General features: G+C 63.0%; 23 protein-coding genes. 21 read left to right on the top strand and 2 right to left on the bottom strand.

The features are described 5' to 3' along the window. Positions 1-23 precede the first annotated feature (23 nt). The 14 genes from ftsY to C6W55_RS12980 all read left to right on the top strand — a co-directional run bounded on the left by ftsY (position 24) and on the right by C6W55_RS12980 (position 10,848). Complete coding sequence (ftsY, locus tag C6W55_RS13045; protein ID WP_213483984.1) at positions 24-1,022, top strand: signal recognition particle-docking protein FtsY; 999 nt, start codon at positions 24-26, stop codon at positions 1,020-1,022. Positions 1,023-1,341: 319 nt separating this feature from the next. After that, complete coding sequence (locus C6W55_RS13040; protein ID WP_015254998.1) at positions 1,342-1,704, top strand: putative DNA-binding protein; 363 nt, start codon at positions 1,342-1,344, stop codon at positions 1,702-1,704. A 27-nt stretch (positions 1,705-1,731) separates the two neighbouring features. After that, entirely contained in the window at positions 1,732-3,126 is a 1,395-nt protein-coding gene (gene ffh, locus C6W55_RS13035) for a signal recognition particle protein (protein WP_286893040.1), read from the top strand. A gap of 36 nt (positions 3,127-3,162) precedes the next feature. Beyond that, a complete protein-coding gene (gene rpsP / locus C6W55_RS13030; protein WP_286893038.1) occupies positions 3,163-3,435 on the top strand; it encodes a 30S ribosomal protein S16 in 273 nt (90 codons plus the stop codon). 26 nt (positions 3,436-3,461) lie between these two features. Next, positions 3,462-3,692 carry a KH domain-containing protein gene (locus C6W55_RS13025; RefSeq protein ID WP_015254995.1) on the top strand — a complete coding sequence of 77 codons (231 nt, stop codon included), beginning with the start codon at positions 3,462-3,464 and terminating at the stop codon, positions 3,690-3,692. Positions 3,693-3,813: 121 nt separating this feature from the next. Continuing rightward, a complete protein-coding gene (gene rimM, locus C6W55_RS13020; RefSeq protein WP_286893037.1) occupies positions 3,814-4,332 on the top strand; it encodes a ribosome maturation factor RimM in 519 nt (172 codons plus the stop codon). Positions 4,333-4,335: 3 nt separating this feature from the next. After that, positions 4,336-5,118: a tRNA (guanosine(37)-N1)-methyltransferase TrmD gene (gene trmD / locus C6W55_RS13015; protein ID WP_286893035.1), complete on the top strand. Its 783-nt coding sequence runs from the start codon at positions 4,336-4,338 to the stop codon at positions 5,116-5,118. A 143-nt stretch (positions 5,119-5,261) separates the two neighbouring features. Then, complete coding sequence (gene rplS, locus C6W55_RS13010) at positions 5,262-5,600, top strand: 50S ribosomal protein L19 (protein ID WP_286893034.1); 339 nt, start codon at positions 5,262-5,264, stop codon at positions 5,598-5,600. A gap of 100 nt (positions 5,601-5,700) precedes the next feature. Beyond that, entirely contained in the window at positions 5,701-6,393 is a 693-nt protein-coding gene (gene lepB, locus C6W55_RS13005; RefSeq protein ID WP_286893031.1) for a signal peptidase I, read from the top strand. A 60-nt stretch (positions 6,394-6,453) separates the two neighbouring features. Next, complete coding sequence (ylqF, locus tag C6W55_RS13000; RefSeq protein WP_286893028.1) at positions 6,454-7,332, top strand: ribosome biogenesis GTPase YlqF; 879 nt, start codon at positions 6,454-6,456, stop codon at positions 7,330-7,332. Positions 7,333-7,513: 181 nt separating this feature from the next. Next, positions 7,514-8,140 (top strand): ribonuclease HII, encoded by a 627-nt coding sequence (locus C6W55_RS12995; RefSeq protein ID WP_286893025.1) that lies wholly within the window; start codon positions 7,514-7,516, stop codon positions 8,138-8,140. A 104-nt stretch (positions 8,141-8,244) separates the two neighbouring features. Then, on the top strand, positions 8,245-10,200 hold the full coding sequence (locus C6W55_RS12990) for a hypothetical protein (RefSeq protein ID WP_286893024.1): 1,956 nt from the start codon (positions 8,245-8,247) through the stop codon (positions 10,198-10,200). Further along, on the top strand, positions 10,197-10,496 hold the full coding sequence (locus C6W55_RS12985; RefSeq protein WP_286893022.1) for an EscU/YscU/HrcU family type III secretion system export apparatus switch protein: 300 nt from the start codon (positions 10,197-10,199) through the stop codon (positions 10,494-10,496). Before C6W55_RS12990 ends, C6W55_RS12985 begins: the two co-directional genes overlap by 4 nt. After that, positions 10,489-10,848, top strand: coding sequence for a YraN family protein (locus tag C6W55_RS12980; RefSeq protein ID WP_286893020.1), 360 nt, complete (start codon positions 10,489-10,491; stop codon positions 10,846-10,848). The genes C6W55_RS12985 and C6W55_RS12980 overlap by 8 nt, the downstream gene beginning before the upstream one ends. 37 nt (positions 10,849-10,885) lie before the next feature. Here the strand turns inward: C6W55_RS12980 and C6W55_RS12975 are convergent, their stop codons facing one another. Beyond that, on the bottom strand, positions 10,886-12,433 hold the full coding sequence (locus C6W55_RS12975; RefSeq protein ID WP_286893018.1) for a YifB family Mg chelatase-like AAA ATPase: 1,548 nt from the start codon (positions 12,431-12,433) through the stop codon (positions 10,886-10,888). A gap of 187 nt (positions 12,434-12,620) precedes the next feature. Beyond that, entirely contained in the window at positions 12,621-12,779 is a 159-nt protein-coding gene (locus C6W55_RS12970; RefSeq protein WP_286893016.1) for a hypothetical protein, read from the bottom strand. A 409-nt stretch (positions 12,780-13,188) separates the two neighbouring features. Here C6W55_RS12970 and sucC point away from each other — a divergent pair, with 409 nt between their 5' ends. The 7 genes from sucC (at position 13,189) to hslU (ending at position 22,182) form a co-directional block, all read left to right on the top strand. Next, on the top strand, positions 13,189-14,349 hold the full coding sequence (sucC, locus tag C6W55_RS12965) for an ADP-forming succinate--CoA ligase subunit beta (protein WP_286893014.1): 1,161 nt from the start codon (positions 13,189-13,191) through the stop codon (positions 14,347-14,349). A gap of 40 nt (positions 14,350-14,389) precedes the next feature. After that, positions 14,390-15,322 carry a succinate--CoA ligase subunit alpha gene (gene sucD / locus C6W55_RS12960; protein WP_286893011.1) on the top strand — a complete coding sequence of 311 codons (933 nt, stop codon included), beginning with the start codon at positions 14,390-14,392 and terminating at the stop codon, positions 15,320-15,322. Between the two features lie 214 nt (positions 15,323-15,536). Then, positions 15,537-16,649, top strand: coding sequence for a DNA-processing protein DprA (dprA, locus tag C6W55_RS12955; RefSeq protein ID WP_286893009.1), 1,113 nt, complete (start codon positions 15,537-15,539; stop codon positions 16,647-16,649). A 36-nt stretch (positions 16,650-16,685) separates the two neighbouring features. Continuing rightward, positions 16,686-18,779, top strand: coding sequence for a type I DNA topoisomerase (gene topA, locus C6W55_RS12950; RefSeq protein ID WP_286893007.1), 2,094 nt, complete (start codon positions 16,686-16,688; stop codon positions 18,777-18,779). 64 nt (positions 18,780-18,843) lie between these two features. Beyond that, positions 18,844-20,157 (top strand): FADH(2)-oxidizing methylenetetrahydrofolate--tRNA-(uracil(54)-C(5))-methyltransferase TrmFO, encoded by a 1,314-nt coding sequence (gene trmFO / locus C6W55_RS12945; protein ID WP_286893005.1) that lies wholly within the window; start codon positions 18,844-18,846, stop codon positions 20,155-20,157. Positions 20,158-20,203: 46 nt separating this feature from the next. Next, positions 20,204-20,746, top strand: coding sequence for an ATP-dependent protease subunit HslV (gene hslV / locus C6W55_RS12940; RefSeq protein ID WP_286893004.1), 543 nt, complete (start codon positions 20,204-20,206; stop codon positions 20,744-20,746). Positions 20,747-20,787: 41 nt separating this feature from the next. Then, entirely contained in the window at positions 20,788-22,182 is a 1,395-nt protein-coding gene (gene hslU / locus C6W55_RS12935) for an ATP-dependent protease ATPase subunit HslU (RefSeq protein WP_286893002.1), read from the top strand. Positions 22,183-22,385: the final 203 nt, after the last annotated feature.

Raw genomic sequence — 22,385 nt, 5'->3', positions numbered from 1 at the left:
TGAAATGGAAAGGTGGTACAACAGTGAGCTTTTTCAAGAAATTGCGCGAGAGCATCTCGGCGAAGGCCGAAGCGGTCACGAACAAGTTCCGGGAAGGGCTCGGGAAGACCGCTTCCGCCATCGCGGGCAAAGTGGAAGAACTGGTGCTCCGGCGCAAGAAAATCGACGAAGCGTTCTATGAAGAACTGGAAGAAATTCTGATCGGCGCCGACGTCGGCGTGACGACCGTCATGCGGCTGACCGACGAGCTCCGCGAGGAAGTGCGGAAGCGGAAAATCGAGGATGCGTCCGAACTGCAGCCGATCCTGTCCGAGAAGCTGGTCGCCCTGCTGCGCGAGGGCGCGGACGAAGGCCTCAGAATGGCCGAGTCGGGCACGACCGTCATCCTGTTCGTCGGCGTGAACGGCGTCGGCAAGACGACGACGATCGGCAAGCTGGCGCACCGCTTCAAGAGCGAGGGGAAATCGGTCCTCATGGCGGCGGGCGATACGTTCCGTGCCGGGGCGATCGACCAGCTCGAGGAGTGGGGCCGGCGCGTCGGCGTCGAAGTGGTGAAGCAACAGCCCGGAGCCGATCCCGCTGCCGTCATGTACGACGCGATCCGCGCCGCGAAGCAGCGCGGCGTTGACGTGCTCTTGTGCGACACGGCGGGCCGTCTGCAGAACAAGACGAATCTGATGGAAGAGCTGAACAAAATCTATCGCGTCATCCAGCGGGAGATGCCGGGCGCGCCGCACGAGGTGCTGCTCGTGCTCGACGCGACGACGGGACAGAACGCGCTCAGCCAGGCGAAATTGTTCGGCGAGAAAAGCGGCGTCACGGGCATCGTGCTCACGAAGCTGGACAGCACGGCCAAGGGCGGCATCGTCGTTGCGATCCGCAGCGAGCTCAAATTGCCGGTGAAGCTCGTCGGCCTCGGCGAGAAAATGGACGATCTGCAGGAGTTCGACGCGGAGCAGTTCGTCCATGCGCTGTTCGCCGGCGCGATCGACAAGGAAGCCGAAGCCGGAAGCGCGGGTTGAGCGGCCTCGGCGGCCAACGCCCCGAAACAGACGCAGGGCCTTCGGATATTTCAGCGAAAATCGCAAAAACCCGTTTTTCGAGCGAATAGAGGAATTGATTTCCTCTATTTTTGCATTTGCCGCAGTTTCGGTGCGGCAAAGTGCGGTTGCTTTCCGGCATTTCACCTGACAAGGTGATCGGATTGACACGCCGGGCGCCTTGAGGTATGATGAGGAAGTTGATCAAGGTGTAAAGGTCTTTTCCTTGAAAGACAGGATTGGCGCCCGCCCGGGAGGACGGCGCCTGCCGTTTGCCGGAAAGGAGGGGCTGACTTCGGCGATGCGCGAGTCGGAAGCCCTCGAGAAGACGAACCGGATCAATATGTTGTTCGACTTTTACGAACCGCTGCTGACCGACAAGCAGCGGATGTTTCTGAAATATTACTTTCACGACGATTACTCGCTGGGCGAGATCGCGTCGGAATTCAGCATCAGCCGGCAGGCCGTCTACGAGCATATCAAGCGGGCGGAAGAGATGCTGGAAAACTATGAAGGACGGCTCGGGCTGCTCGCCCGCCATGAACGGCTGACGTCGCTGCTCGAGGAGCTTGAGCGGGCGGTGGCGGCACTGCCGGAAGGGGCGGGCGCGGAAGCCGTTCGGACGGCGTTGGCCAGACTTCGTCTGGCCGTCGAGAACGGCTGAGGATTCATACGGCAGGGGGCGAAGCGGATGGCCGCATTCGAAAGTTTGACAAGCCGGCTGCAGAGCGTGTTCGGGAAGCTGCGGGGCAAAGGCAAGGTAACCGAAGATGACGTGAACGAGGCGATGCGCGAAGTCCGGCTGGCGCTGCTGGAAGCCGACGTCAACTTCAAGGTGGTCAAAGACTTCATCGCCAGGGTGAAGGAGCGCGCGATCGGCCAGGAAGTGGTCAAAAGCTTCACGCCCGGCATGGTCATCATCGATATCGTCAACAAGGAATTGACCGAACTGATGGGCGGCACCCAGGCCAAGCTGGCCAAGGCCGCCAAACCGCCGACCGTCATCATGATGGCGGGGCTGCAGGGCGCCGGCAAGACGACGGCCAGCGCGAAGTTGGCGCTGATGCTGCAGAAGGGCGGACAGAAGCCGCTGCTCGCGGCGTGCGACATTTACCGTCCGGCGGCGATCAAGCAGCTGCAGGTGCTGGGCGGTCAGATCGGCGTGCCGGTGTTCTCGCTCGGCGACAAGGTGAATCCGGTGGACATCGCGCGGCAGGCGCTGCAACATGCGAAGGATGAAGGCCGCGATTATCTGATCATCGACACGGCCGGCCGGCTTCATATCGATGAAGCGCTCATGGAGGAGCTGCGACAGATCCATGAGGCCGTGAAGCCGGATGAAGTGCTGCTCGTCGTCGACGCGATGATCGGGCAGGAAGCGGTCAACGTCGCGCAAAGCTTCCACGAACAGCTCGAGCTGACGGGCATCGTGCTGACGAAGCTCGACGGCGACACGCGCGGCGGCGCGGCGATCTCGGTCAAGGCCGTCACCGGCTGTCCGATCAAGTTCGTCGGCATGGGCGAGAAGATCGAGCCGCTCGAGCCGTTCCATCCGGACCGGATGGCTTCCCGCATTCTCGGCATGGGCGACATGCTGTCCCTCATCGAGAAGGCGCAGATGGCGATTGACGCCGAGAAGGCGGCCGAGATGGAGCGCAAGATGCGCGCCGCCGAGTTCACGTTCGAGGATTTCCTCGAACAGATGGCGCAAGTTCGCAAGCTTGGTCCGCTCGACCAATTGCTGGAAATGCTGCCTGGCATGGGCAAGCTGAAGCAGCTGAAAGACATCCAGATCGACGAGCGGCAGATCGCCCGCGTCGAAGCGATCGTGAAGTCGATGACGACCGAGGAGAAGCGCAATCCGGAGATTCTGAACCACAGCCGCCGGAAGCGCATTGCGGCGGGCAGCGGCACCACGGTCGCGGATGTGAACCGGCTGATCAAGCAGTTCGACGACATGCGCCGCATGATGAAGCAGTTCTCGACGATGATGGGCCCGAAAGGCCCGAAGGGCGGAAAAGGCCCGAAAGGCTTGAAAGGCATGAAGGGCATGCTCGGCCGGGGGCCGCGGTTCCCCTTCGGCTGATCCTGCGACCCGAGCTTTTGAAGGAGGTGAATTCGCATGGCAGTCCGCATTCGTCTGAAGCGCATGGGTGCGCACAAGAAACCGTTCTACCGCGTTGTCGTATCCGATTCCCGTTCGCCGCGGGACGGCCGTTTCATCGATGAGATCGGCACGTACAACCCGGTTGCCCAACCGGCTCAACTGAACATCGATGAAGAGAAAGCGCTGAAATGGCTGCAAAACGGCGCGCAAGCGTCCGATACGGCGCGCAGCCTGCTCAGCAAGGCCGGCGTTCTGAAGAAGTTCCATGAACTGAAGCAAGGCAAGTAAGCTAGCCTCACGGGAGGAGGCCGACGATGAAAGAATTGATTCAGGTGATCGCCAAGTCACTGACGGACCATCCGGACGATGTGCGGGTCACGGTCCGGGAAGAAGACCGCGGCACGGTGTACACCTTGTCCGTCCATCCCGACGACATCGGGAAAGTGATCGGAAAGCAGGGCCGAATCGCGAAGGCCATCCGAACGGTCGTCTCGTCGGCCTCCGCAAGGGATAAACGCCGCGTCATTGTGGATATTGAATCTTGATCTCAGGTTCGGCTCGTCTGGTGCCGGATCGGTCAGGGGCCGGGACGCATGAGTCCCGGCCTTTGCACGCGATCGGCCGCGGATCAGACGGGCCGCCCGTGCGAAAGGAGCGGCCCCACGCGTGTCAGACAAGTGGCTCAAGGTCGGCAGACTGGTGAACACCCACGGCATCCGGGGCGAGGTCAAGGTGCTGCCGTCGACCGATTTTCCCGGCGAGCGCTTCTCTCCCGGCAGCCGCCTGACGCTGCATGCCCCCGATTCGTCCGCCGCCGTGGAAGTCGAAGTCGCATCGGCGCGGGAGCATAAAGGGCTGTACATCGTAAAGTTTAAACAATACGACAACATCAACCAGGTGCTCCCGTACAAAGGATGGACGGTCAAAGTTCCGGCATCGCGCCGCGTTCCGCTCGCGGAAGGAGAATACTACTTCCATGACATCATTGGTTGCACGGTCGTGACGGAGGAAGGCGAGGAACTCGGCCGGATCAGCGAGATTCTCCGTCCCGGGGCGAACGATGTCTGGGTCATCGAACGCCCGAAGGGCCGCCCGGTGCTCATCCCGTATATCGCCGATGTGGTGCTGGATGTCGACGTCGAGGCAAAACGGGTGACGATTCACCTGATGGAAGGGCTGATCTGACCGATGCGGATCGATGTGCTCACGCTGTTTCCCGAAATGTTCGAGGGCGTGTTCGGAGCGAGCATCATCGGCAAAGCCCGGGAGAAGGGGATCGTCGAGCTGAACACCGTCAATTTCCGCGACTATGCGAACAACAAGCACAACACGGTGGACGATTACCCGTACGGCGGGGGAAGCGGCATGGTGCTCAAGCCCGAGCCGATTTTTGCCGCGGTCGAAGATCTGATCCGGTCGGACGAGCCGCGTCCTCGCATCATCCTGATGTGTCCCCAGGGCGAGACCTTCACGCAGCGCAAGGCGGAAGAGCTCGCGGCCGAGCGGCGCCTTGTGTTCATCTGCGGACATTACGAAGGATACGATGAGCGCATCCGCGAACATCTCGTGACGGACGAACTGTCGATCGGCGACTACGTGTTGACCGGAGGCGAGCTGCCCGCGATGGTCGTCATCGACGCGATCGTGCGGCTCTTGCCCGGCGTGCTCGGCAATGAGTCGTCCGCGGCGACGGACTCGTTCCAGGCCGGTCTGCTCGAATATCCGCAATATACCCGGCCGGCGTCGTTCCGCGGCTGGGATGTGCCGGAGGTGCTGCTCTCCGGCCATCACGGGCGGATCGAGGAGTGGCGGCGCAGGCAGTCGCTGCTGCGCACGCTGAGACGGCGGCCGGATCTGCTCGAACAGGCCGATCTTACGCCGGAGGAGCAGCAATTCATCGAGGAAGAGCGGCGCCGGATGGCGTCTGAATCCTTGAGCGGCCGGGAAACGGAGCGGGACCGGGGTCAGTGAAAAATGGTTGTATTTGCAGCCGCGCTGTGGTAAAATTTCAAATGTTGTTTGCGATATCAGGACGGTCCGCTGTCAGCGCAGACCCGGCACGGGAAGATGCCGGCGAGCTTGCATGAACGTCCTTGGGGAAGGAGGTACGTCCGATGAATCTCGTACAAGCGATTACGCAAGAGCAGCTCCGCAAGGATATTCCGGACTTCCGCCCGGGCGACACCCTGAAGGTGTACGTCAAGGTTATCGAAGGTTCGCGCGAGCGGATTCAGCTGTTCGAAGGTGTGGTCATCAAGCGCCGGGGCGGCGGAATCAGCGAAACGTTCACGGTCCGCAAGATTTCGTACGGGGTCGGCGTCGAAAGAACGTTCCCGCTGCACACTCCGAGGATCGAGAAGATCGAAGTAGTGCGCCGCGGCAAAGTGCGCCGTGCCAAGTTGTACTATCTGCGCGACCTGCGCGGCAAGGCAGCGAGAATCAAAGAACGTTGAGCATGGTGAAACGGAGGGGGCTTGCTTTCGACAAGTCCCTTTTGCTTTAGAAAGATAAGCTTGTGACGGACATTTCAAGGCGCCGAAAGGTGGTGGGCGGATGGACCGAACCGAAACGCATGACGCCGAATTGCCGAAGGCTGAACAGACGGGAAGCGGGCAGCCGGATCGCGGGCAGGATCAAGCCGAACCGCGGGAGGGAAGCCGGTTGTACAAGGAAATCGTGGAGTGGATCAAGGCGCTCGCGATTGCCGGGCTCCTGGTCTTTGTCATCCGCTGGTTTCTTTTCGCGCCGTTCATCGTGGACGGTCCGTCGATGCAGCCGAACTTTGAAACCGGCGAGCGGTTGATCGTGAACAAGATTCTGTATGATTTTCGGGAGCCGAAGCGCGGCGAGGTCGTCGTGTTCCACGTGCCGGAAGAGAACCGCGATTTCATCAAGCGGGTCATCGGCGTGCCCGGCGACAGCGTACGGCTTGAAGGCGACGATCTGTACATAAACGGCGTCAAATTCGAGGAGCCTTACATACGTGAAGCGATCGAGCGGGCGCGGGCCGCGGGCGAACCGGCGTTCAACCTGGGAGACGATTTCCCGAATGCGATCGTTCAGGAAAGCACCGTGCCGGAAGGGATGATTCTCGCTTTCGGCGACAACCGGCGCAACAGCAAGGACAGCCGGATGATCGGATTCGTTCCGCTCGAGAACGTGATCGGCAGGGCCGATTTTGTCTTCTGGCCGATCGGCAAAATCGGGTTCATCGATCATTCGGCTCCGGTTCCGGCTGCGGAGTAAAGCGGCGGTCTGCATGCGCGCGCCGCTTTCTGCCGCCAGCGCTGAAAGAGTGGGGGCAGCATGACGATCCAATGGTTTCCGGGCCACATGACCCGGGCAAGAAGGCAGATTCAGGAGAAATTGAAGCAGATTGACGCGGTGATCGAACTGCTCGACGCGCGGGTGCCGCATTCGAGCCGCAATCCGATGATTGACGAGATTCTGCGCGGCAAACCGTGTCTCGTCGTGCTGAACAAGGCCGATCTGGCGGACCAGCGGGCGACGGAAAGATGGATCGCCGCGTTTCGCGAAGACGGGCTGGACAGCATCGCCGTGGACGCCGCAGGCGGACAGGGCATCAAGGAAATCTCCGCGCGGGTGAAGAAGCTGGTCGCGCCGCAATGGGAGCGCATGGTTGCGCGGGGCGTCGTCAAGCCCCGGGCGGTGCGCGTGCTGATCGTCGGCATCCCGAACGTCGGCAAGTCGACGCTGATCAACCGGCTGGCCGGCCGAAGCGTCGCGGCGACCGGCGACCGCCCCGGCGTCACCAAAGGCCAGCAATGGATCAAGGTCGGCGGGGAAATGGAACTGCTCGACACGCCGGGCATTCTGTGGCCGAAGTTCGACGACCAGACGGTCGGCATGCGGCTGGCGGTCATCGGCTCGATCCGGGAAGAGATTTTGAACCTGGAGGAAATCGCTTTTTTTGCCGTGCGGACGCTGGCCGGGAAGTATTGGGACGCGTTCGTGCAGCGGTTCGGACTCGAAGGCGGTCCGCCGGAAGATCCGGACGATCCCGAGCAGATCGTCGATGTGCTGGAGCGAATCGGCCGGAAGCGCGGCTGCCTTGTGAGCGGCGGACGCGTCGATCTGGAGAAGGCGTCCGGCGTGCTGCTGCGCGATCTGCGTTCGGGCAAGCTCGGCCGGATCACGCTGGAGGAACCGGAAGAGTTCCGGTGACCGGCACCGCGGGCGGACGTCCGGATTTCGGATGGGACCGGAGGGCGTCCGTTTTGCTTGAAAGATAAGAATTTATAAGCTGCTCGCTTATAAATGGGCTTATCTTTTTACGCAAAACGGGTGCATCCGCCCATAAGGTGCGGCGCCGGCCGTTTTGCTTAGGAGAGGAGAGGCGCTGTCCATGGAACAGACGGATATGCTGGCGCAGGAACGGGAGCTTGCGCAGCGAGGCTACCGGGCGATCGCCGGCGTCGATGAAGTCGGCCGCGGCTGCCTGTTCGGCGACGTGGTGGCGGCCGCCGTCATTCTGCCGCCGGATCTGCATCTTCCGGATGTGAACGATTCGAAGAAGCTTACCGCGAGACAGCGCGAGCGATGCTATGACGCGATCGTCGAGCAGGCGGTGGCTTGGTCGGTCGCCCGCGTCGGTCCGGAGGAGATCGACCGGATCAACATCCGGCAGGCGTCCCGGCTCGCGATGAAGCTGGCGGTGGAAGCGCTGAGCGTGAAGCCGGACCATTTGCTGGTCGACGCCGAGACGATCGACCTGGACGTGCCGCAGCTCGCCGTCGTCCATGGCGACGCGCGCTGCCAGTCGATCGCCGCCGCGTCGATCATTGCCAAGGTGACGCGCGACCGGCTGTGCACGGATGAATGGGACCGCATGTATCCGGAATACGGCATTGCCATACATAAAGGTTACGCGACGAAGCTGCACCGCGAACGATTGCTGGAGTTCGGACCGAGTCCGATGCACAGGCGGTCGTTCCTCGGCAAGCTGCTGGACGAGCAGTTGACTTTGTTCTGATTGCAATCCGCCTGCGGGCGGCCGAAAACCGCCTGCGGGCGGTTTTTGTATTCTTCAGCCCGAAGCCGGTTCAGCCGATATAGAAACCATAAGAAAGAAGGGGGATGCTGACGATGTTGGTGAGCCAATTGATGCGCGGCATGCTCGGCGAGCCGCAGCCGGACCAGGCGAAGGCGCTGGAACTGCGGATCGGCCAGGTCGTGCGCGGCGTCGTGCTGCAGCTGCTGGACGGGCAGGATGCGCTCGTGTCGCTCGCCGGCGTGCAGGTGCGCGCGCGTCTGGAGTCGCCGCTGGCTCCCGGGCAGTCCGCGCTGCTGCAGGTGATGCCCGAATCGTCAGCCGGCACCATCGTGCTCCGGCAGGCCGACGCCGGCAACGCGCAGCCGACGGAAGCGACGCTGCGCGAGCTGATGCGGCTGCTCGGTCTGCCGGACAAGCGGTGGGCCGCGGAACTTGCGCTCGACTTGCGCCGCGGCGGCTATCCGGTCAACCGCGAGACGGGGGAGGCGCTGAAGCAGGCCGCGGCCGCCCGTCCGTCGGATGTGCCGGAAGCGGAATGGATGCAGGCGGCGGTGACGGCGTGGAAGCGCGGGCTTCCCGTGACGGAGAGCACGGTCGCCGCGCTGCGGCAGGCGATGTTCGGCAAGCCGCTGGGCGAGCTGCTGGCTTCGCTGCGCGGGCAGCTGGAGGCTTTGGCCCGGCAGGGATCGGCCGCGGGCGGCGCAGCCGGACCTGACGCCGGCGGGACGCTGCCGGCAGCGGCGGCGCGCGTGCTTGCGCTGCTTGCCGAAGGCGAGGCGCTGCTCGCCGGCCCGGCCGGCCGTGCGGGCGTGCAGGCCAATCCGGCAGGCGTGGCGATGGCCGGCGGGGCGGCCGGTTCGCCCGGCGCGGCGGGCGCTGCGGGAGCGGGCGCGTCCGTGCCGGCCGGACAAGCGCAGGCCGGACAGGCGTTGTCCGGCCAGATGCCGCCCGGTCCGGCACCGCAGGGAGGCGGTGCACCCGGCGGCGCTCCGGCGGGAACGGGCGCCGCTTCCGGCGCGGGGCAGCCTGTGTCTGCGTCGGGAGCCGCCGGCCACGCCGCAGGCGGAGGCGCGCAGCAGGCGTCTGCCGCGGCAGGGAACGCGCAGCTGCAAGGCGCTGCCGCAGGCGCCCGGACCGCCGCGGGCGCCGCGCAGGCGCAGCACGCTGCCGCGCCGCAGAGCGGCAACTGGATTCACGGCCTGCTGAAATGGCTCGGCGTCGATTACGAGAAGCAGCTGTCGCAGCTGACCGGCGCGCGCGGTGAAGCCGCCGGCGGGCGGCAGGATGCGGCGCCGCGGACGGCGGGAGATGCACAATCCGGCGCTGCGGCGGCCGGCAGAGACGCGGCGGCCGGGCCCGGACCGGGCGCCGGCCTGCCGGGCACCGCTGAGCGGATGGCGCCGCAGATCGGGCGGGGTGTCGTCCCGTTCCTGCCGCAGAACGCCGAGCAGCAGCCCGCCCCGGCCGGTGGCGCGGGCGAGACGCTGAAGCAGGCGCTGCTGTCGCTTGCGGCGTCCGACGATGCGCCGGCCGCGCTGCGCGAAACCGCGCAGCAGCTCGTGCAGCAGATCACCGGCCAGCAGCTGCTGCTTGCGCCGGAGAAGAACGGCGCGCTGTTCTCCCATATGACGCTGTTCATTCCGTTCCAGGGGGAAGACGGCGGCACGACGGCCCAGATCACGATTCAGTCGCGGCGCGGGCGGAAAGGGGAACTCGATCCCGACAACTGCCGGCTGCTGTTCGACCTCAGGATGAAGCATCTCGGCGACACGGTCGTCGACGTGCAGGTGGTGGACCGGTTTGTCAGCCTGAACCTGTGGAACGACCATCCGGCCGTGAGCCGGCTGGTGGAATCGGCGCGGGATGAGGCGGCGGAGGCGCTGGGCCGGGCCGGATATCAGCTTTCGTCGATGCGCGTGAAGCCGTTTCCGGACACGGCAAGCCGGACCGCCGCGAAAGAATCAGCCGCGAGTGCGCCTCCCCCGGACCCGGCGGTTTACGCAGGCAAGCCGTACAAAGGGGTGGACTACCGCGCATGAAGAAGCCTGATCATCAGCCGCTGCGTAAAGCGGTGGCGCTGAAATATAATCCGGCCGAACATTCGGCTCCCGTCGTAACCGCCAAGGGGCAGGGACATGTCGCGGAGCGCATTCTGGAACTGGCGCGCGAAAACGGCGTTCCGATCCAGGAAGAACCTTCGCTCATCGAGGTGTTGTCCAAGCTCGACATCGACCAGGAGATCCCTCCCGAACTCTATGCGCTTGTCGCGGAAGTGCTCAGCTTCGTCTACCGGGCCGACCGCCGGATGAAAGCATGGGAAACCGCGCATGGATAAGCGGAGAGAGACCGGCAGGCGCGGCGAGGAAGCGGCCGCCCGCTATCTTGCGGCGAAGGGCTATCGCCTTCTGAACCGCAACTGGCGGTGCCGGCTGGGCGAACTGGACATTGTGGCGGAGGACAAGGGGACGATTGTCTTTGTCGAAGTCCGGACGCGCGCGGCGCACGGCCGGTTCGGCACGCCCGCCGAATCGGTCGATATTCGCAAGCAGCGCAAGCTGGCCGCGGTCGCCCAGGTGTATCTGGCGCAGACGGGACGACAGCACGCGCAGGTCCGATTCGACGTCATTGCCTGCACGGTCAGATCAGACGGGGAGATGGACATCGAACATATTCCGGGTGCAATGTAGCCGCCGGTCCGCATGCGGACCGGCGGTGATTGCACATTCAGAAGTCTGTCTTGCGGTCGAGGAAGCGGTAATGGATTGCCTCCGCGACATGATCCGCGCCGACGGCGTCCTGGTCGTCAAGATCCGCGATCGTTCGCGCGAGCTTGAGGACGCGTTCATGGGCGCGCATGCTGAAGCCGAGGGCGCGGTATGCGGAATCGAGCAATTTCGCGGTGTCGGGCCGCAACTTGCACGCATCCCGCAGGGCGCGGCCGGTCAGATCGCAGTTCCACCTGACGCCGGTCGCCGCGGCGCGTGCCTGCTGCCGCTCCGCGGCCGCCATGACGCGCTCGCGCATCTTCGCGGTCGTCCAGCCGTCGGGCTTGGCGGTGTGCAGCACCGGCCGGGGCACTTCGACCTGCAGATCGATCCGGTCGAGCAGCGGCCCGGACAGCCGGGAGCGGTAGGCCGCGATGCGTCCCGCCGAGCACGTGCAGCGCTGGTCCTCCGTCTCGTGCAGATGGAAACCGCACGGACACGGATTCATCGAAGCGGCCAGCATGAAGCGGGCCGGGAACCGGAACACCGCCCGGGACCGGGCGATCGTCACCTCGCGGTCCTCCAGCGGCTGGCGCAGCGCTTCAAGCGCCTGGCGCGAGAACTCGGGCAATTCGTCGAGGAACAGGACGCCCTCGTGCGCCAGCGTCACTTCGCCGGGCCTCGGCACGGACCCGCCGCCGATGAGCCCGCCGGCCGAAATCGTATGATGGGGCGAGCGGAACGGCCGGCTGCGGATGAGCGACACGTTGCCGGTGCCGAGCTTTCCGGCCGCGCTGTAGATTTTCGTGACGTTCAGCGCTTCTTCTTCCGTCAGCGGGGGCAGGATGCCGGGCAGACGCCTCACGAGCATCGTCTTGCCCGTCCCGGGCGGTCCGGACAGCAGCAGATTGTGCCGCCCGGCCGCGGCGGTCAGCACCGCCCGCTTCGCCGTCGGCTGGCCGATCACGTCGGCGAAGTCGAGATCCGCCTGCAGCGGGTCGTCGCCGCCGTTCGCACGCATCTGCCCAAGGCCGGGTCGCTCAGCGGCGAATCGCAGCGCATCCCAATCTTTGCCTGCGAGCTGCGACAGGTGCGTGACGGCGTACAGGTCCATGCCGCCGATCAGCGCGGCTTCGGCCGCGTTGCCCGCGGGCAGCAGCACCCGCCGGATGCCGCGCCGCTTCGCCTGCTCCACCATCGGCAGCACGCCGGGAACGGGCCGCACCTCGCCTGACAGCGCCAGCTCGCCGATGACGAGCGTGCCGGCGAAGGGGCCGCCGTCCAGCTGGCCGCTGACGATCAGAATGCCGGCGGCGATCGCAAGATCGAACGCCGTCCCTTCCTTGCGCTGATCGGCCGGCGCAAGATTGACGGTGATGCGCTGCAGCGGGAACTGAAAGCCGCAGTTCTTCACGGCGGCGCGCACCCGCTCCACCGATTCGCGGACGGCGGGATCGGGCAGTCCGACGACGTTCACCTGCGGCAGGCCGGGCGAAATATCGGTCTCGACGTCGATCCAGAGCGCCTCCACCCCCTGGACGGACGCGCAGCATACGTTCGCATACATGCAGAAAAGCACCCCCATCTCCGGATGAAGGTGCTTCCTTACGCTCCGTACGTATTTCATCAAATTCCAATTCGATTCCAATTTAGCGGATGCGCGCTGTCTTGTCAATCCGCCCTCTGCATCAAGCCTTCCGGCTTCTTCTTGTTCATGGCGGCTTTCCGAATTTTTTTGACAAACTTGTCGACTTTCATGTTTGCAACCGATCGAACAGATGCGGCTCCACCGTGCCGTACATGTGATAAGGCCCGGATGCCGCGCGGCCTTTTTTCACCTTCCAGACGCCCACTCCGGGGTTGTATGGCCAATAAAAACCTTCGGTCGTTTCCGTCAGCAGCAGAACCGCCATCCGAAGCGCCCGCGGCCAACGGTTGTTCCGGCAATTGCGAGCCTGCACATCCGCCCAGCCAGACGGCGAGTCCCGGAACCGCCGTCAAGGTGATGACAAAAATTTCATCGCATGGCCTCCGGAAGAATTTGGTTCTCTCACCGATTATAACATGCGGGCAAGCGGCGGTTTCTTTTCACCTGTGGCGTTTTCGTGTCAAATTCGTTCTCCCTTTTGTTCGCGCAATGAGATCATTCCGATAGCAAAAAGTGTTCGTTCGCCCCGACAAAAATAAGGCAACCGAGGCGAATTCGTGATACAATAGGGTTGTTTGTGTACATACTGTGACTTGTATTTCGGCTGCGGCGCGCCTGCTTCCGGATCATCCGGACCGTAAGCGCTGCCGCTGACGCTCAAGGAGGATTTCGGCATGAATATTCACGAGTATCAGGGCAAGGAAGTCTTGAAACAGTACGGCGTCGCCGTGCCGGAAGGCCGCGTGGCGTTCACGGTCGACGAAGCCGTCGAAGCCGCCAAGGAGCTCGGAACGTCCGTCGTCGTCGTGAAAGCGCAGATCCATGCGGGCGGCCGCGGCAAAGCGGGCGGCGTCAAGGTGGCGAAGTCGCTGGATGAAGTGCGCCAGTACGCGTCCGAACTGCTCGGCAAAGTGCTCGTCACGCATCAGACCGGGCCGGAGGGCAAGGAAGTGAAGCGGCTGCTCATCGAGCAGGGCTGCGACATCAAGAAGGAATACTACATCGGCGTCGTCGTCGACCGCTCGACCGGCCGCGTCGTCATGATGGCGTCAGAAGAAGGCGGCACGGAGATCGAGGAAGTCGCCGCGCGCACGCCGGAGAAGATTTTCAAGGAAGTGATCGACCCGGTCGTCGGCCTGCAGCCGTTCCAGGCGCGCCGTCTGGCGTTCAACATCAACATTCCGAACGAGCTCGTCGGCAAGGCGGTCCAGTTCATGACGGCGCTGTACAACGCGTTCGTGGACAAGGACTGCTCGATCGCTGAGATCAACCCGCTCGTCGTCACCGGCGACGGCAACATCCTTGCGCTTGACGCGAAGCTGAACTTCGACTCCAACGCACTGTACCGCCATCCGGACATCGTGGCGCTGCGGGACCTCGACGAAGAGGACGAGAAGGAAATCCAGGCGTCCAAGTTCGACCTGAGCTACATCGCCCTCGACGGCAACATCGGCTGCATGGTGAACGGCGCCGGCCTCGCGATGGCGACGATGGACATCATCAAATATTACGGCGGCGAGCCGGCCAACTTCCTTGACGTGGGCGGCGGCGCATCGAAGGAGAAAGTGACGGAAGCGTTCAAGATCATTCTGTCCGACCCGAAGGTCAAGGGCATCTTCGTCAACATTTTCGGCGGTATCATGCGCTGCGACGTCATTGCGGAAGGCGTTATCGCCGCGGCTCGCGAACTCGGCCTCGATCGTCCGCTCGTCGTGCGGCTGGAGGGCACGAACGTCGAGCTTGGCAAGAAGCTGCTGAACGAATCCGGCCTGAACATCACGGCCGCCGACTCGATGGCCGACGGGGCGCAGAAGATCGTCGAACTTGTAAAGTAAAGGCCTACCGATCCATTACGATAGAGGATGTGAACCTTCGATGAGCATTCTGGTGGACAAGAATACGAAAGTCATCACCCAGGGCATTACCGGCAAGACGGCGCTCTTTCACGCGAAAGGCGCGCTTGACTACGGCACGCAAATGGTCGGCGGCACGTCGCCGGGCAAAGGCGGCACGACCGTCGAAATCCAGCTCGAGAACGGCACTGTCACGAAGCTGCCGGTGTTCAACACGGTGCGCGAAGCGGTGGATGCGACCGGCGCAACCGCTTCGGTCATCTACGTCCCGCCGGCGTTCGCGGCCGACGCGATCATGGAAGCGGTCGACGCGGAGCTGGAGCTCGTCATCTGCATTACGGAAGGCATCCCGGTCCTGGACATGGTCAAGGTGAAGCGCTACATGGAAGGCAAGAAGACGCGCCTCATCGGGCCGAACTGCCCGGGCGTCATCACGCCCGATGCGTGCAAGATTGGCATCATGCCGGGCTACATCCACACGAAAGGCCATGTCGGCGTCGTATCGCGCAGCGGCACGCTGACGTATGAAGCGGTGCATCAGCTGACGACGCGCGGCATCGGGCAATCGACGGCCGTCGGCATCGGCGGCGACCCGGTCAAAGGATCGGAATTCATCGACATTCTGAAAATGTTCAACGAAGATCCCGACACTTACGCGGTCATCATGATCGGCGAAATCGGCGGCACGGCCGAAGAAGAGGCGGCCGAGTGGATCAAGGCGAACATGACGAAGCCGGTCGTCGGCTTCATCGGCGGCGCAACCGCGCCTCCGGGCAAGCGGATGGGCCATGCCGGCGCCATCATCTCCGGCGGCAAGGGTACGGCGGCCGAAAAAAAAGCGAAGCTCGAATCGTGCGGTATCAAGGTGGCGCCGACGCCGGCCGAGATGGGCGCAACGCTCGTGTCGGTGCTCGAAGAGCGCGGGCTGCTCGAGAAGTGCATCACCCGCAAATAAGCGGTTGAACTGATCAGAGAGGGACAACCTATCGGATCCGCGGTTGCTCAAACCGCAGGAAGGCAGGCAGCCTTCCCGGCTCCCGGCATGCACGGGAGAAGGGAAGGCTGTTTGCTTTGCAATCACCCAAATCATGATGCGCCGCTTGCATTCTGTTTTCGCGTGACGCACAATAGGATGAGAATGCGTGCGGCCCATGGAAAGGAGTTCGGTCATGGGTCAAGGATGGGCGCGGCGGGACATTCTGCTTGCCCTGCACGAGACGGAGGGCGTGGGGCCCGCCACGATCCGGAAGCTTCGCAAGCGGAAGCTCCTGGAAGCCTGCGTGCAATTCTCGGAAGAAGAGTGGATATCGTTCGGATTGCCGCCGCTGCGCGCGGCCGCCGTCCGGCGCTCGCTGTCGCGTCCGTTCGCGGAGGAACGGAAACGGCTCTACGCCGGCATGGGCGTGGAATGGGTGACGGTCGAGGACGAGGATTATCCCGAGCTGCTGCGCCACTTGAAGAATCCGCCCGCCGTCCTCTACGTGCAGGGACGCAAGGAATTGCTGAACTATCCGGCATACGCGATTGTCGGAACGCGCCTCCCGACCGCATACGGCCGGCAGGCGGCGCGGATGCTCGCCGAGCGGCTGTCCGACGTGGGCATCACGATCGTCAGCGGACTCGCCCGCGGCATCGACGCCTGCGCCCACGAAGGCGCGCTTCGCGGCACCGGCAGTACAATTGCGGTGCTCGGCACGCCGATCGGCACCATCTATCCGCCGCAGAACGCGCAGCTTTACCATCGGATCGCCGAGCAGGGACTGCTGGTTTCGCCTTTTCCTCTTGGTACGCCCGGCCATCCGGGACTGTTCCCGGCGCGCAATGCGGTCATCGCCGGCATGACGCGGGGCACGATCGTCGTCGAGGCGGCGGAACGGAGCGGCTCGCTCATCACGGCTGAACTGGCGGAGGGATTCCACCGCGAGCTGTTCGCCGTCCCCGGCATGATCGGCTCGCCGAAGAGCGTCGGCACGAACATGCTGATCAAGAGCGGCAGAGCCAAGCTGCTGACGGGTCCGGAAGATGTGATGGCCGATCTGTGGCTCACCGAAGCCGGCCTTGAGAGCCGGCGCAGAGTGCTTGATGCTGCGCGCCGGGCGGCGGAAGGGATGACGGAAGAGGAGCGGCGCATCGTGGAGCTGCTCAGGGAAGGGCCGAAGACATCCGACGAACTGGCAGAGCTCACCGGCATTCCGTTTGGACATTTACATGCTCTTCTGATAAATTTAACAGTAAAACGCAAAATCGAGCAGCATCCGGGTTCCCTGTACTGCGTCCGATGAATTCGGAACCTGAACCCGCAGAGGAGAGGCTGATCTATGGCTGATTCGCTTGTCATTGTCGAATCGCCGGCGAAGGCGAAGACAATCAGCAAATATCTCGGCAGCAAATATATCGTGAAAGCGTCAATGGGCCACATCCGCGACCTGCCCAAAAGCCAGACCGGCGTAGAGATCGAAAACGGCTTCCAGCCGAAATACATCACGATCCGCGGCAAGGGCAGCGTGCTGAAAGAGCTGAAAGACGCGAGCAAGAAAGTGAAAAAAGTGTATCTTGCGGCGGACCCCGACCGCGAGGGCGAAGCGATCGCCTGGCATCTCGCCCATTATCTCGAACTGGACGAGGGGGAAGCATGCCGTGTCGTGTTCAACGAGATCACGAAGCAGGCGGTCAAGGATGCGTTCAAGTCGCCGCGTCCGATCAACATGGATCTGGTCAACGCCCAGCAGGCCCGGCGCATCCTCGACCGGCTCGTCGGATACAAGATCAGTCCATTATTATGGAAGAAAGTGAAGAAAGGCCTGTCCGCGGGACGCGTCCAGTCGGTCGCGGTCAAGCTGATCATCGACCGCGAGAATGAGATCAATTCGTTCGTGCCGGAAGAGTATTGGACGATTACCGCGCGGCTGGTTCAGGAGGGCATGCCGTTCGAAGCGAAATTCCACGCGCTGGACGACGAGAAGAAGGAGCTGCCGAACGAGCAGGAAGTGCAGCGGGTGCTGGCCGCGATCGAAGGCCAGCCGTTCGTCGTCACCGAGGTGAAAGAGCGCGAACGGCTCCGCAATCCGGCGCCTCCGTTCATTACGAGCACGCTGCAGCAGGAAGCGGCACGCAAACTCGGTTTCCGCGCGGCGAAGACGATGTCGATCGCCCAGCAGCTCTACGAAGGCGTCGACATCGGCAGGGAAGGCTCGATCGGGCTGATCACGTACATGCGCACCGACTCGACCCGCATTTCGCCGGTCGCCCAGGAAGAAGCGAAAGCCTACATTGTGGAGAAGTTCGGCGCGGAATATGCGCCGGAACAGTTCCGCGTCTACGCGAAGAAGAATTCGAACGCGCAGGATGCCCACGAAGCGATCCGGCCGACGTCGATCCACCGCGATCCGGAAACGGTGAAGCCTTATCTGACGAAGGACCAGTACCGCCTCTACAAGCTGATCTGGGAACGGTTCACCGCCAGCCAGATGAGCTCCGCCGTGCTCGACACGATGACGGTCGACATCAAGGCGGGACGCGCGACGTTCCGGGCGACCGGTTCGAAGATCAAGTTTCCGGGCTTCATGAAGGTGTACGTGGAAGGGAGCGACGACGGCCCCTCCGACGAGGAAAATCTCCTTCCGCCGCTTCGGGAAGGCATGACCGTCGAGCGCACGGCCATTGAGCCGAAGCAGCATTTCACGTCGCCGCCGCCTCGGTATACGGAAGCCCGCCTCGTCCGGGCGCTTGAAGAACTCGGCATCGGGCGGCCGAGCACGTATGCGCCGACGCTGGAGACGATCCACAAGCGCGGCTACGTCGCGATCGAGGACAAGAAGTTCGTCCCGACCGAGCTCGGCCTGCTCGTCAACCAGCTGATGGAGGAGTTTTTCCCCGAAATTCTGAACGTCGAGTTCACCGCCCACATGGAAGATGATCTCGACCATGTCGAGGAAGGCAAGAAGGATTGGGTGGAAGTCCTGTCCGAATTTTACGAACCGTTCTCGAAGCGGCTGAAAATCGCCGAGGACGAAATGCGGGAAGTGGAGCTGCAGGAAGAAGTATCGGACGAGACTTGTGACAAGTGCGGCCGGCCGATGGTCTACAAGATGGGCCGGTTCGGCAAGTTTCTCGCCTGCTCCGGCTTCCCGGAATGCCGGAACACCAAGCCGATTCTGAAAGATATCGGCGTCTCCTGCCCGAAGTGCGGGGAAGGCCGAATCATCGAACGGCGAAGCAAGAAAGGCCGAATTTTCTACGGCTGCGACAAGTACCCCGGTTGCGACTACGTGTCGTGGGACCGTCCGACGGACAAATCGTGTCCCGTATGCGAAAGCCGGTTGGTCGAAAAGCGCAGCCGCTCCGGCGGCAAGCTGCTGTGCCCGGATTGCGGCCACAGCGAGGAGATGCCGGAAGAACAGGAACAAGCCTAGCCGGCATCGGGCAATGCCCGATGCCGCTGTCCTGTCCGGCGTCTGTGAAAGGAGCATAGCGACAGTGGGGAGCAACCATGTGACCGTGATCGGCGCGGGACTTGCGGGAAGCGAAGCCGCCTGGCAGATCGCTTCCCAGGGCGTGCCGGTCACCCTCTATGAGATGCGGCCGGCTAGACAGACGCCCGCGCATCACACGGACAAATTTGCAGAGCTGGTATGCAGCAACAGTCTGCGCGCGAACGGACTGACGAACGCGGTCGGCGTGCTGAAGGAAGAGATGCGCCGGCTCGGATCGCTCATCCTCCGTTCGGCCGACGCCCACGCCGTACCGGCGGGGGGCGCGCTGGCTGTCGACCGGGACGGGTTCTCGGCGGCGGTGACCGACAGCATCCGGAACCATCCGCTGATCGAGGTGCGGAACGAAGAGGTGACGGAGATTCCGTCAGACGGCATCGTCGTCGTCGCCACCGGTCCGCTTACGTCTCCGGCGCTGTCGGATCGCATCCGGGGGCTGCTCGGCGAGGAGTACTTCTACTTCTACGACGCGGCCGCTCCGATCGTCGAGCGGGACTCGATCGACATGGAGAAAGTGTACATGGCGTCCCGTTACGGCAAAGGGGAAGCCGCATACCTGAACTGCCCGATGACGGAGGAGCAGTTCAACGCCTTCTATGACGCGCTGGTGACGGCGGAGAAGGCGGAGCTGAAGGAATTCGAAAAGGAGGTCTATTTCGAAGGCTGCATGCCGATCGAAGTAATGGCCGCGCGCGGCCGCCAGACGCTGCTGTTCGGGCCGCTGAAGCCGGTCGGCCTGCCCGACCCGCGAACGGGGAAATTGCCCTATGCCGTCGTGCAGCTCCGGCAGGATAACGCCGCCGGCACGTTGTACAACCTGGTCGGCTTCCAGACCCATCTGAAGTGGGGAGAGCAGAAGCGGGTGTTTGGCATGATTCCGGGGCTCGAGCAGGCGGAGTTCGTCCGGTACGGCGTCATGCACCGCAACACGTTCATCAATTCGCCGAAACTGCTGAAGCCCACTTACCAGTTCAAGGGCAGGGAGACGCTGCTGTTTGCCGGTCAGATGACCGGCGTTGAAGGCTACGTCGAATCCGCCGCTTCGGGGCTGCTGGCCGGCATCAACGCGGGGCGGCTCGCGCGCGGACTCGACCCGGTCGTACCGCCGCCGGAGACGGCGCACGGCAGCATGGCGCATTACATCACGACCGCCGATTTCCGGAATTTTCAGCCGATGAACGCCAATTTCGGGCTGTTCCCGCCGCTTGCGGTACGCATCCGGGGGAAGAAGGAGAAGAACGAAGCGATTGCCCGGCGCGCGCTTGAAGCGCTGGAGGCGTTCAAGCGCACGCTGGCCTGACGATTGCATCATGCGCTGCGAGAAGCAGCGAAAGGAGTGAGACGCGATGGACACGACGTTCCACGCCACCACAATATGCGCCGTCCGCCATGTAGGCCGCGGCGCCATTGCAGGCGACGGCCAGGTGACGTTCGGCGGCAACATGGTGATGAAACATACGGCGAAGAAGGTGCGTCGGCTGTACCGCGGACAGGTTATCGCCGGATTTGCCGGCGCGGTGGCGGATGCGATCACCCTGTTCGAGAAGTTTGAAAGCAAGCTCGAGGAGCATCAGGGCAACCTTCAGCGCGCCGCCGTCGAAATGACGAAGGAGTGGCGGTCCGACCGGGTGCTGCGGCGGCTGGAAGCGATGATGATCGTCATGGACGCTTCCGGACTTTTGCTGCTGTCCGGCGGCGGCGAGATCATCGAGCCGGATGACGGCATTCTGGCGATCGGTTCCGGCGGCGGATTCGCGCTGGCGGCCGCGCGCGCCCTGAAGCGGCATGCGCCGGGCCTCACGGCGGGCGAGATGGCCAGGGCGGCGCTGGAGACGGCCGCCGACATTTGCGTATATACGAACCGGCAGATCATCCTTGAAGAAATCTAATTCCTTGCCGGTCAAGCGGCAGGCGATCGGAGGGAACCCAGATGAGCAGCGAAGCGCTGACACCGCGTCAGATCGTCGCGGAACTCGACAAATACATCGTGGGGCAGAAAGCCGCCAAACGCGCCGTTGCGGTTGCACTGCGCAATCGTTACCGTCGCAGCAAGCTGGATGAGTCGCTGCGGGATGAGATCGTGCCGAAGAACATCCTGATGATCGGTCCGACGGGAGTCGGCAAGACGGAAATCGCCCGGAGACTGGCGAAACTGGTCGGCGCGCCGTTCGTCAAGGTGGAAGCGACGAAGTTTACGGAAGTCGGCTACGTGGGACGCGACGTGGAGTCGATGGTGCGCGATCTCGTCGAGACGGCGATCCGGATGGTCAAGGCCGAGCGGACGGAACAGGTGCGGGACAAGGCGGAGCGTCAGGCCAACGAACGGCTCGTCCAGCTGCTTGTGCCGAGCGGGCACAAGCCGAAGAGCAGCCGCAATCCGCTCGAGATGTTGTTCGGCCAGCAGGGAGGCACGACGCAGGAAGAGCCCGAACTGGATACGGCCATTGCCGAGCGCCGGAGAGTGGTGCGCGAGCGGCTGGCCGCCGGCGAGCTGGAGAACGAGCTGGTCGAGATCGAAGTGGAGGACGCAGGTCCCAACATGCTCGACATGCTGCCCGGGCAGGGGATGGAGACGTTCGGCATGAACATGCAGGAACTGTTCGGCCATCTGCTGCCGAAGCGGGTGAAGAAGCGCAAGCTTCCGATCAAGGAAGCGCGCAAGGTGCTCATCCAGGAAGAAGCGAACAAGCTGATCGACATGGACGACGTCATCGCGGAATCGACGCGCCGTGCCGAACAATCCGGCATCATTTTCATCGACGAAATCGACAAGATCGCCAGTCCGTCGCGCGGTACGGGCCCCGACGTGTCCCGCGAAGGGGTGCAGCGCGACATTCTTCCGATCGTCGAAGGCTCGACCGTCATGACGAAGTACGGTCCGGTGAAGACCGACCACGTGCTCTTTATCGCCGCGGGAGCCTTCCATATCGCCAAACCGGCGGATCTCATCCCTGAACTGCAGGGTAGATTTCCAATCCGGGTGGAGCTGTCCAGCCTTTCGCTGGACGATTTCGTGAAGATCCTGACCGAGCCGAAGAACGCGCTGACCAAACAGTATGCCGCGCTGCTCGAAACGGAAGGAATTCACATCGAATTTACGGATGAAGCGATCCGTGAACTGGCACAGATCGCGGCCGACGTGAACCAGCGAACCGAAAATATCGGTGCCCGGCGGCTTCATACGATATTGGAGAAGCTGCTCGAAGATCTGTCGTTCGAGGCGCCTGAGCTCAACCTCGAGCATTTCGTGATCACGCCGGAATATGTCCGGGAGAAAGTCGGCGATATTGCGCAGAACCGCGATCTTAGCCAATATATTCTATAATGCTCCGGCAACGCCGCCCGGGCGGAGTGCTGCCGGCTGCGGAGATCTCGGGAGGATCAGGCATGACATTGTTAGCTAGTTGCTCCTGAAAAAGTCCGATCGTGAACATCACCTCATCCCCATCCTTTTTCAGGACTGCCCATTTACCTTATTCTTCCTTATTTTGCTGCCTTCGCGAGCATTTTGGCCGCTCTGTCCAGGTT

The sequence above is a fragment of the Thermobacillus sp. genome (genome assembly GCF_003390775.1).
Classification (GTDB): Bacteria; Bacillota; Bacilli; order Paenibacillales; family Paenibacillaceae; genus Thermobacillus; species Thermobacillus xylanilyticus.
The sequence above is the reverse complement of the archived record's forward strand: the minus strand, read 5'-3'. Positions and strand labels throughout refer to the sequence as shown.

What these genes read in the sequence shown, in the direction of transcription:
- hslV (WP_286893004.1), top strand. Translation starts at nt 20,204, where the DNA reads ATGGACACGACGTTCCACGCCACCACAATATGCGCCGTCCGCCATGTA.
- sucD (WP_286893011.1), top strand. Translation starts at nt 14,390, where the DNA reads ATGAGCATTCTGGTGGACAAGAATACGAAAGTCATCACCCAGGGCATT.
- sucC (WP_286893014.1), top strand. Translation starts at nt 13,189, where the DNA reads ATGAATATTCACGAGTATCAGGGCAAGGAAGTCTTGAAACAGTACGGC.
- rplS (WP_286893034.1), top strand. Translation starts at nt 5,262, where the DNA reads ATGAATCTCGTACAAGCGATTACGCAAGAGCAGCTCCGCAAGGATATT.
- hslU (WP_286893002.1), top strand. Translation starts at nt 20,788, where the DNA reads ATGAGCAGCGAAGCGCTGACACCGCGTCAGATCGTCGCGGAACTCGAC.
- C6W55_RS12990 (WP_286893024.1), top strand. Translation starts at nt 8,245, where the DNA reads ATGCTGACGATGTTGGTGAGCCAATTGATGCGCGGCATGCTCGGCGAG.
- dprA (WP_286893009.1), top strand. Translation starts at nt 15,537, where the DNA reads ATGGGTCAAGGATGGGCGCGGCGGGACATTCTGCTTGCCCTGCACGAG.
- C6W55_RS13040 (WP_015254998.1), top strand. Translation starts at nt 1,342, where the DNA reads ATGCGCGAGTCGGAAGCCCTCGAGAAGACGAACCGGATCAATATGTTG.
- C6W55_RS13025 (WP_015254995.1), top strand. Translation starts at nt 3,462, where the DNA reads ATGAAAGAATTGATTCAGGTGATCGCCAAGTCACTGACGGACCATCCG.
- lepB (WP_286893031.1), top strand. Translation starts at nt 5,701, where the DNA reads ATGGACCGAACCGAAACGCATGACGCCGAATTGCCGAAGGCTGAACAG.
- trmD (WP_286893035.1), top strand. Translation starts at nt 4,336, where the DNA reads ATGCGGATCGATGTGCTCACGCTGTTTCCCGAAATGTTCGAGGGCGTG.
- C6W55_RS12995 (WP_286893025.1), top strand. Translation starts at nt 7,514, where the DNA reads ATGGAACAGACGGATATGCTGGCGCAGGAACGGGAGCTTGCGCAGCGA.
- rpsP (WP_286893038.1), top strand. Translation starts at nt 3,163, where the DNA reads ATGGCAGTCCGCATTCGTCTGAAGCGCATGGGTGCGCACAAGAAACCG.
- C6W55_RS12980 (WP_286893020.1), top strand. Translation starts at nt 10,489, where the DNA reads ATGGATAAGCGGAGAGAGACCGGCAGGCGCGGCGAGGAAGCGGCCGCC.
- C6W55_RS12970 (WP_286893016.1), bottom strand. Translation starts at nt 12,779, where the DNA reads ATGGCGGTTCTGCTGCTGACGGAAACGACCGAAGGTTTTTATTGGCCA.
- C6W55_RS12985 (WP_286893022.1), top strand. Translation starts at nt 10,197, where the DNA reads ATGAAGAAGCCTGATCATCAGCCGCTGCGTAAAGCGGTGGCGCTGAAA.
- ylqF (WP_286893028.1), top strand. Translation starts at nt 6,454, where the DNA reads ATGACGATCCAATGGTTTCCGGGCCACATGACCCGGGCAAGAAGGCAG.
- topA (WP_286893007.1), top strand. Translation starts at nt 16,686, where the DNA reads ATGGCTGATTCGCTTGTCATTGTCGAATCGCCGGCGAAGGCGAAGACA.
- C6W55_RS12975 (WP_286893018.1), bottom strand. Translation starts at nt 12,433, where the DNA reads ATGTATGCGAACGTATGCTGCGCGTCCGTCCAGGGGGTGGAGGCGCTC.
- ffh (WP_286893040.1), top strand. Translation starts at nt 1,732, where the DNA reads ATGGCCGCATTCGAAAGTTTGACAAGCCGGCTGCAGAGCGTGTTCGGG.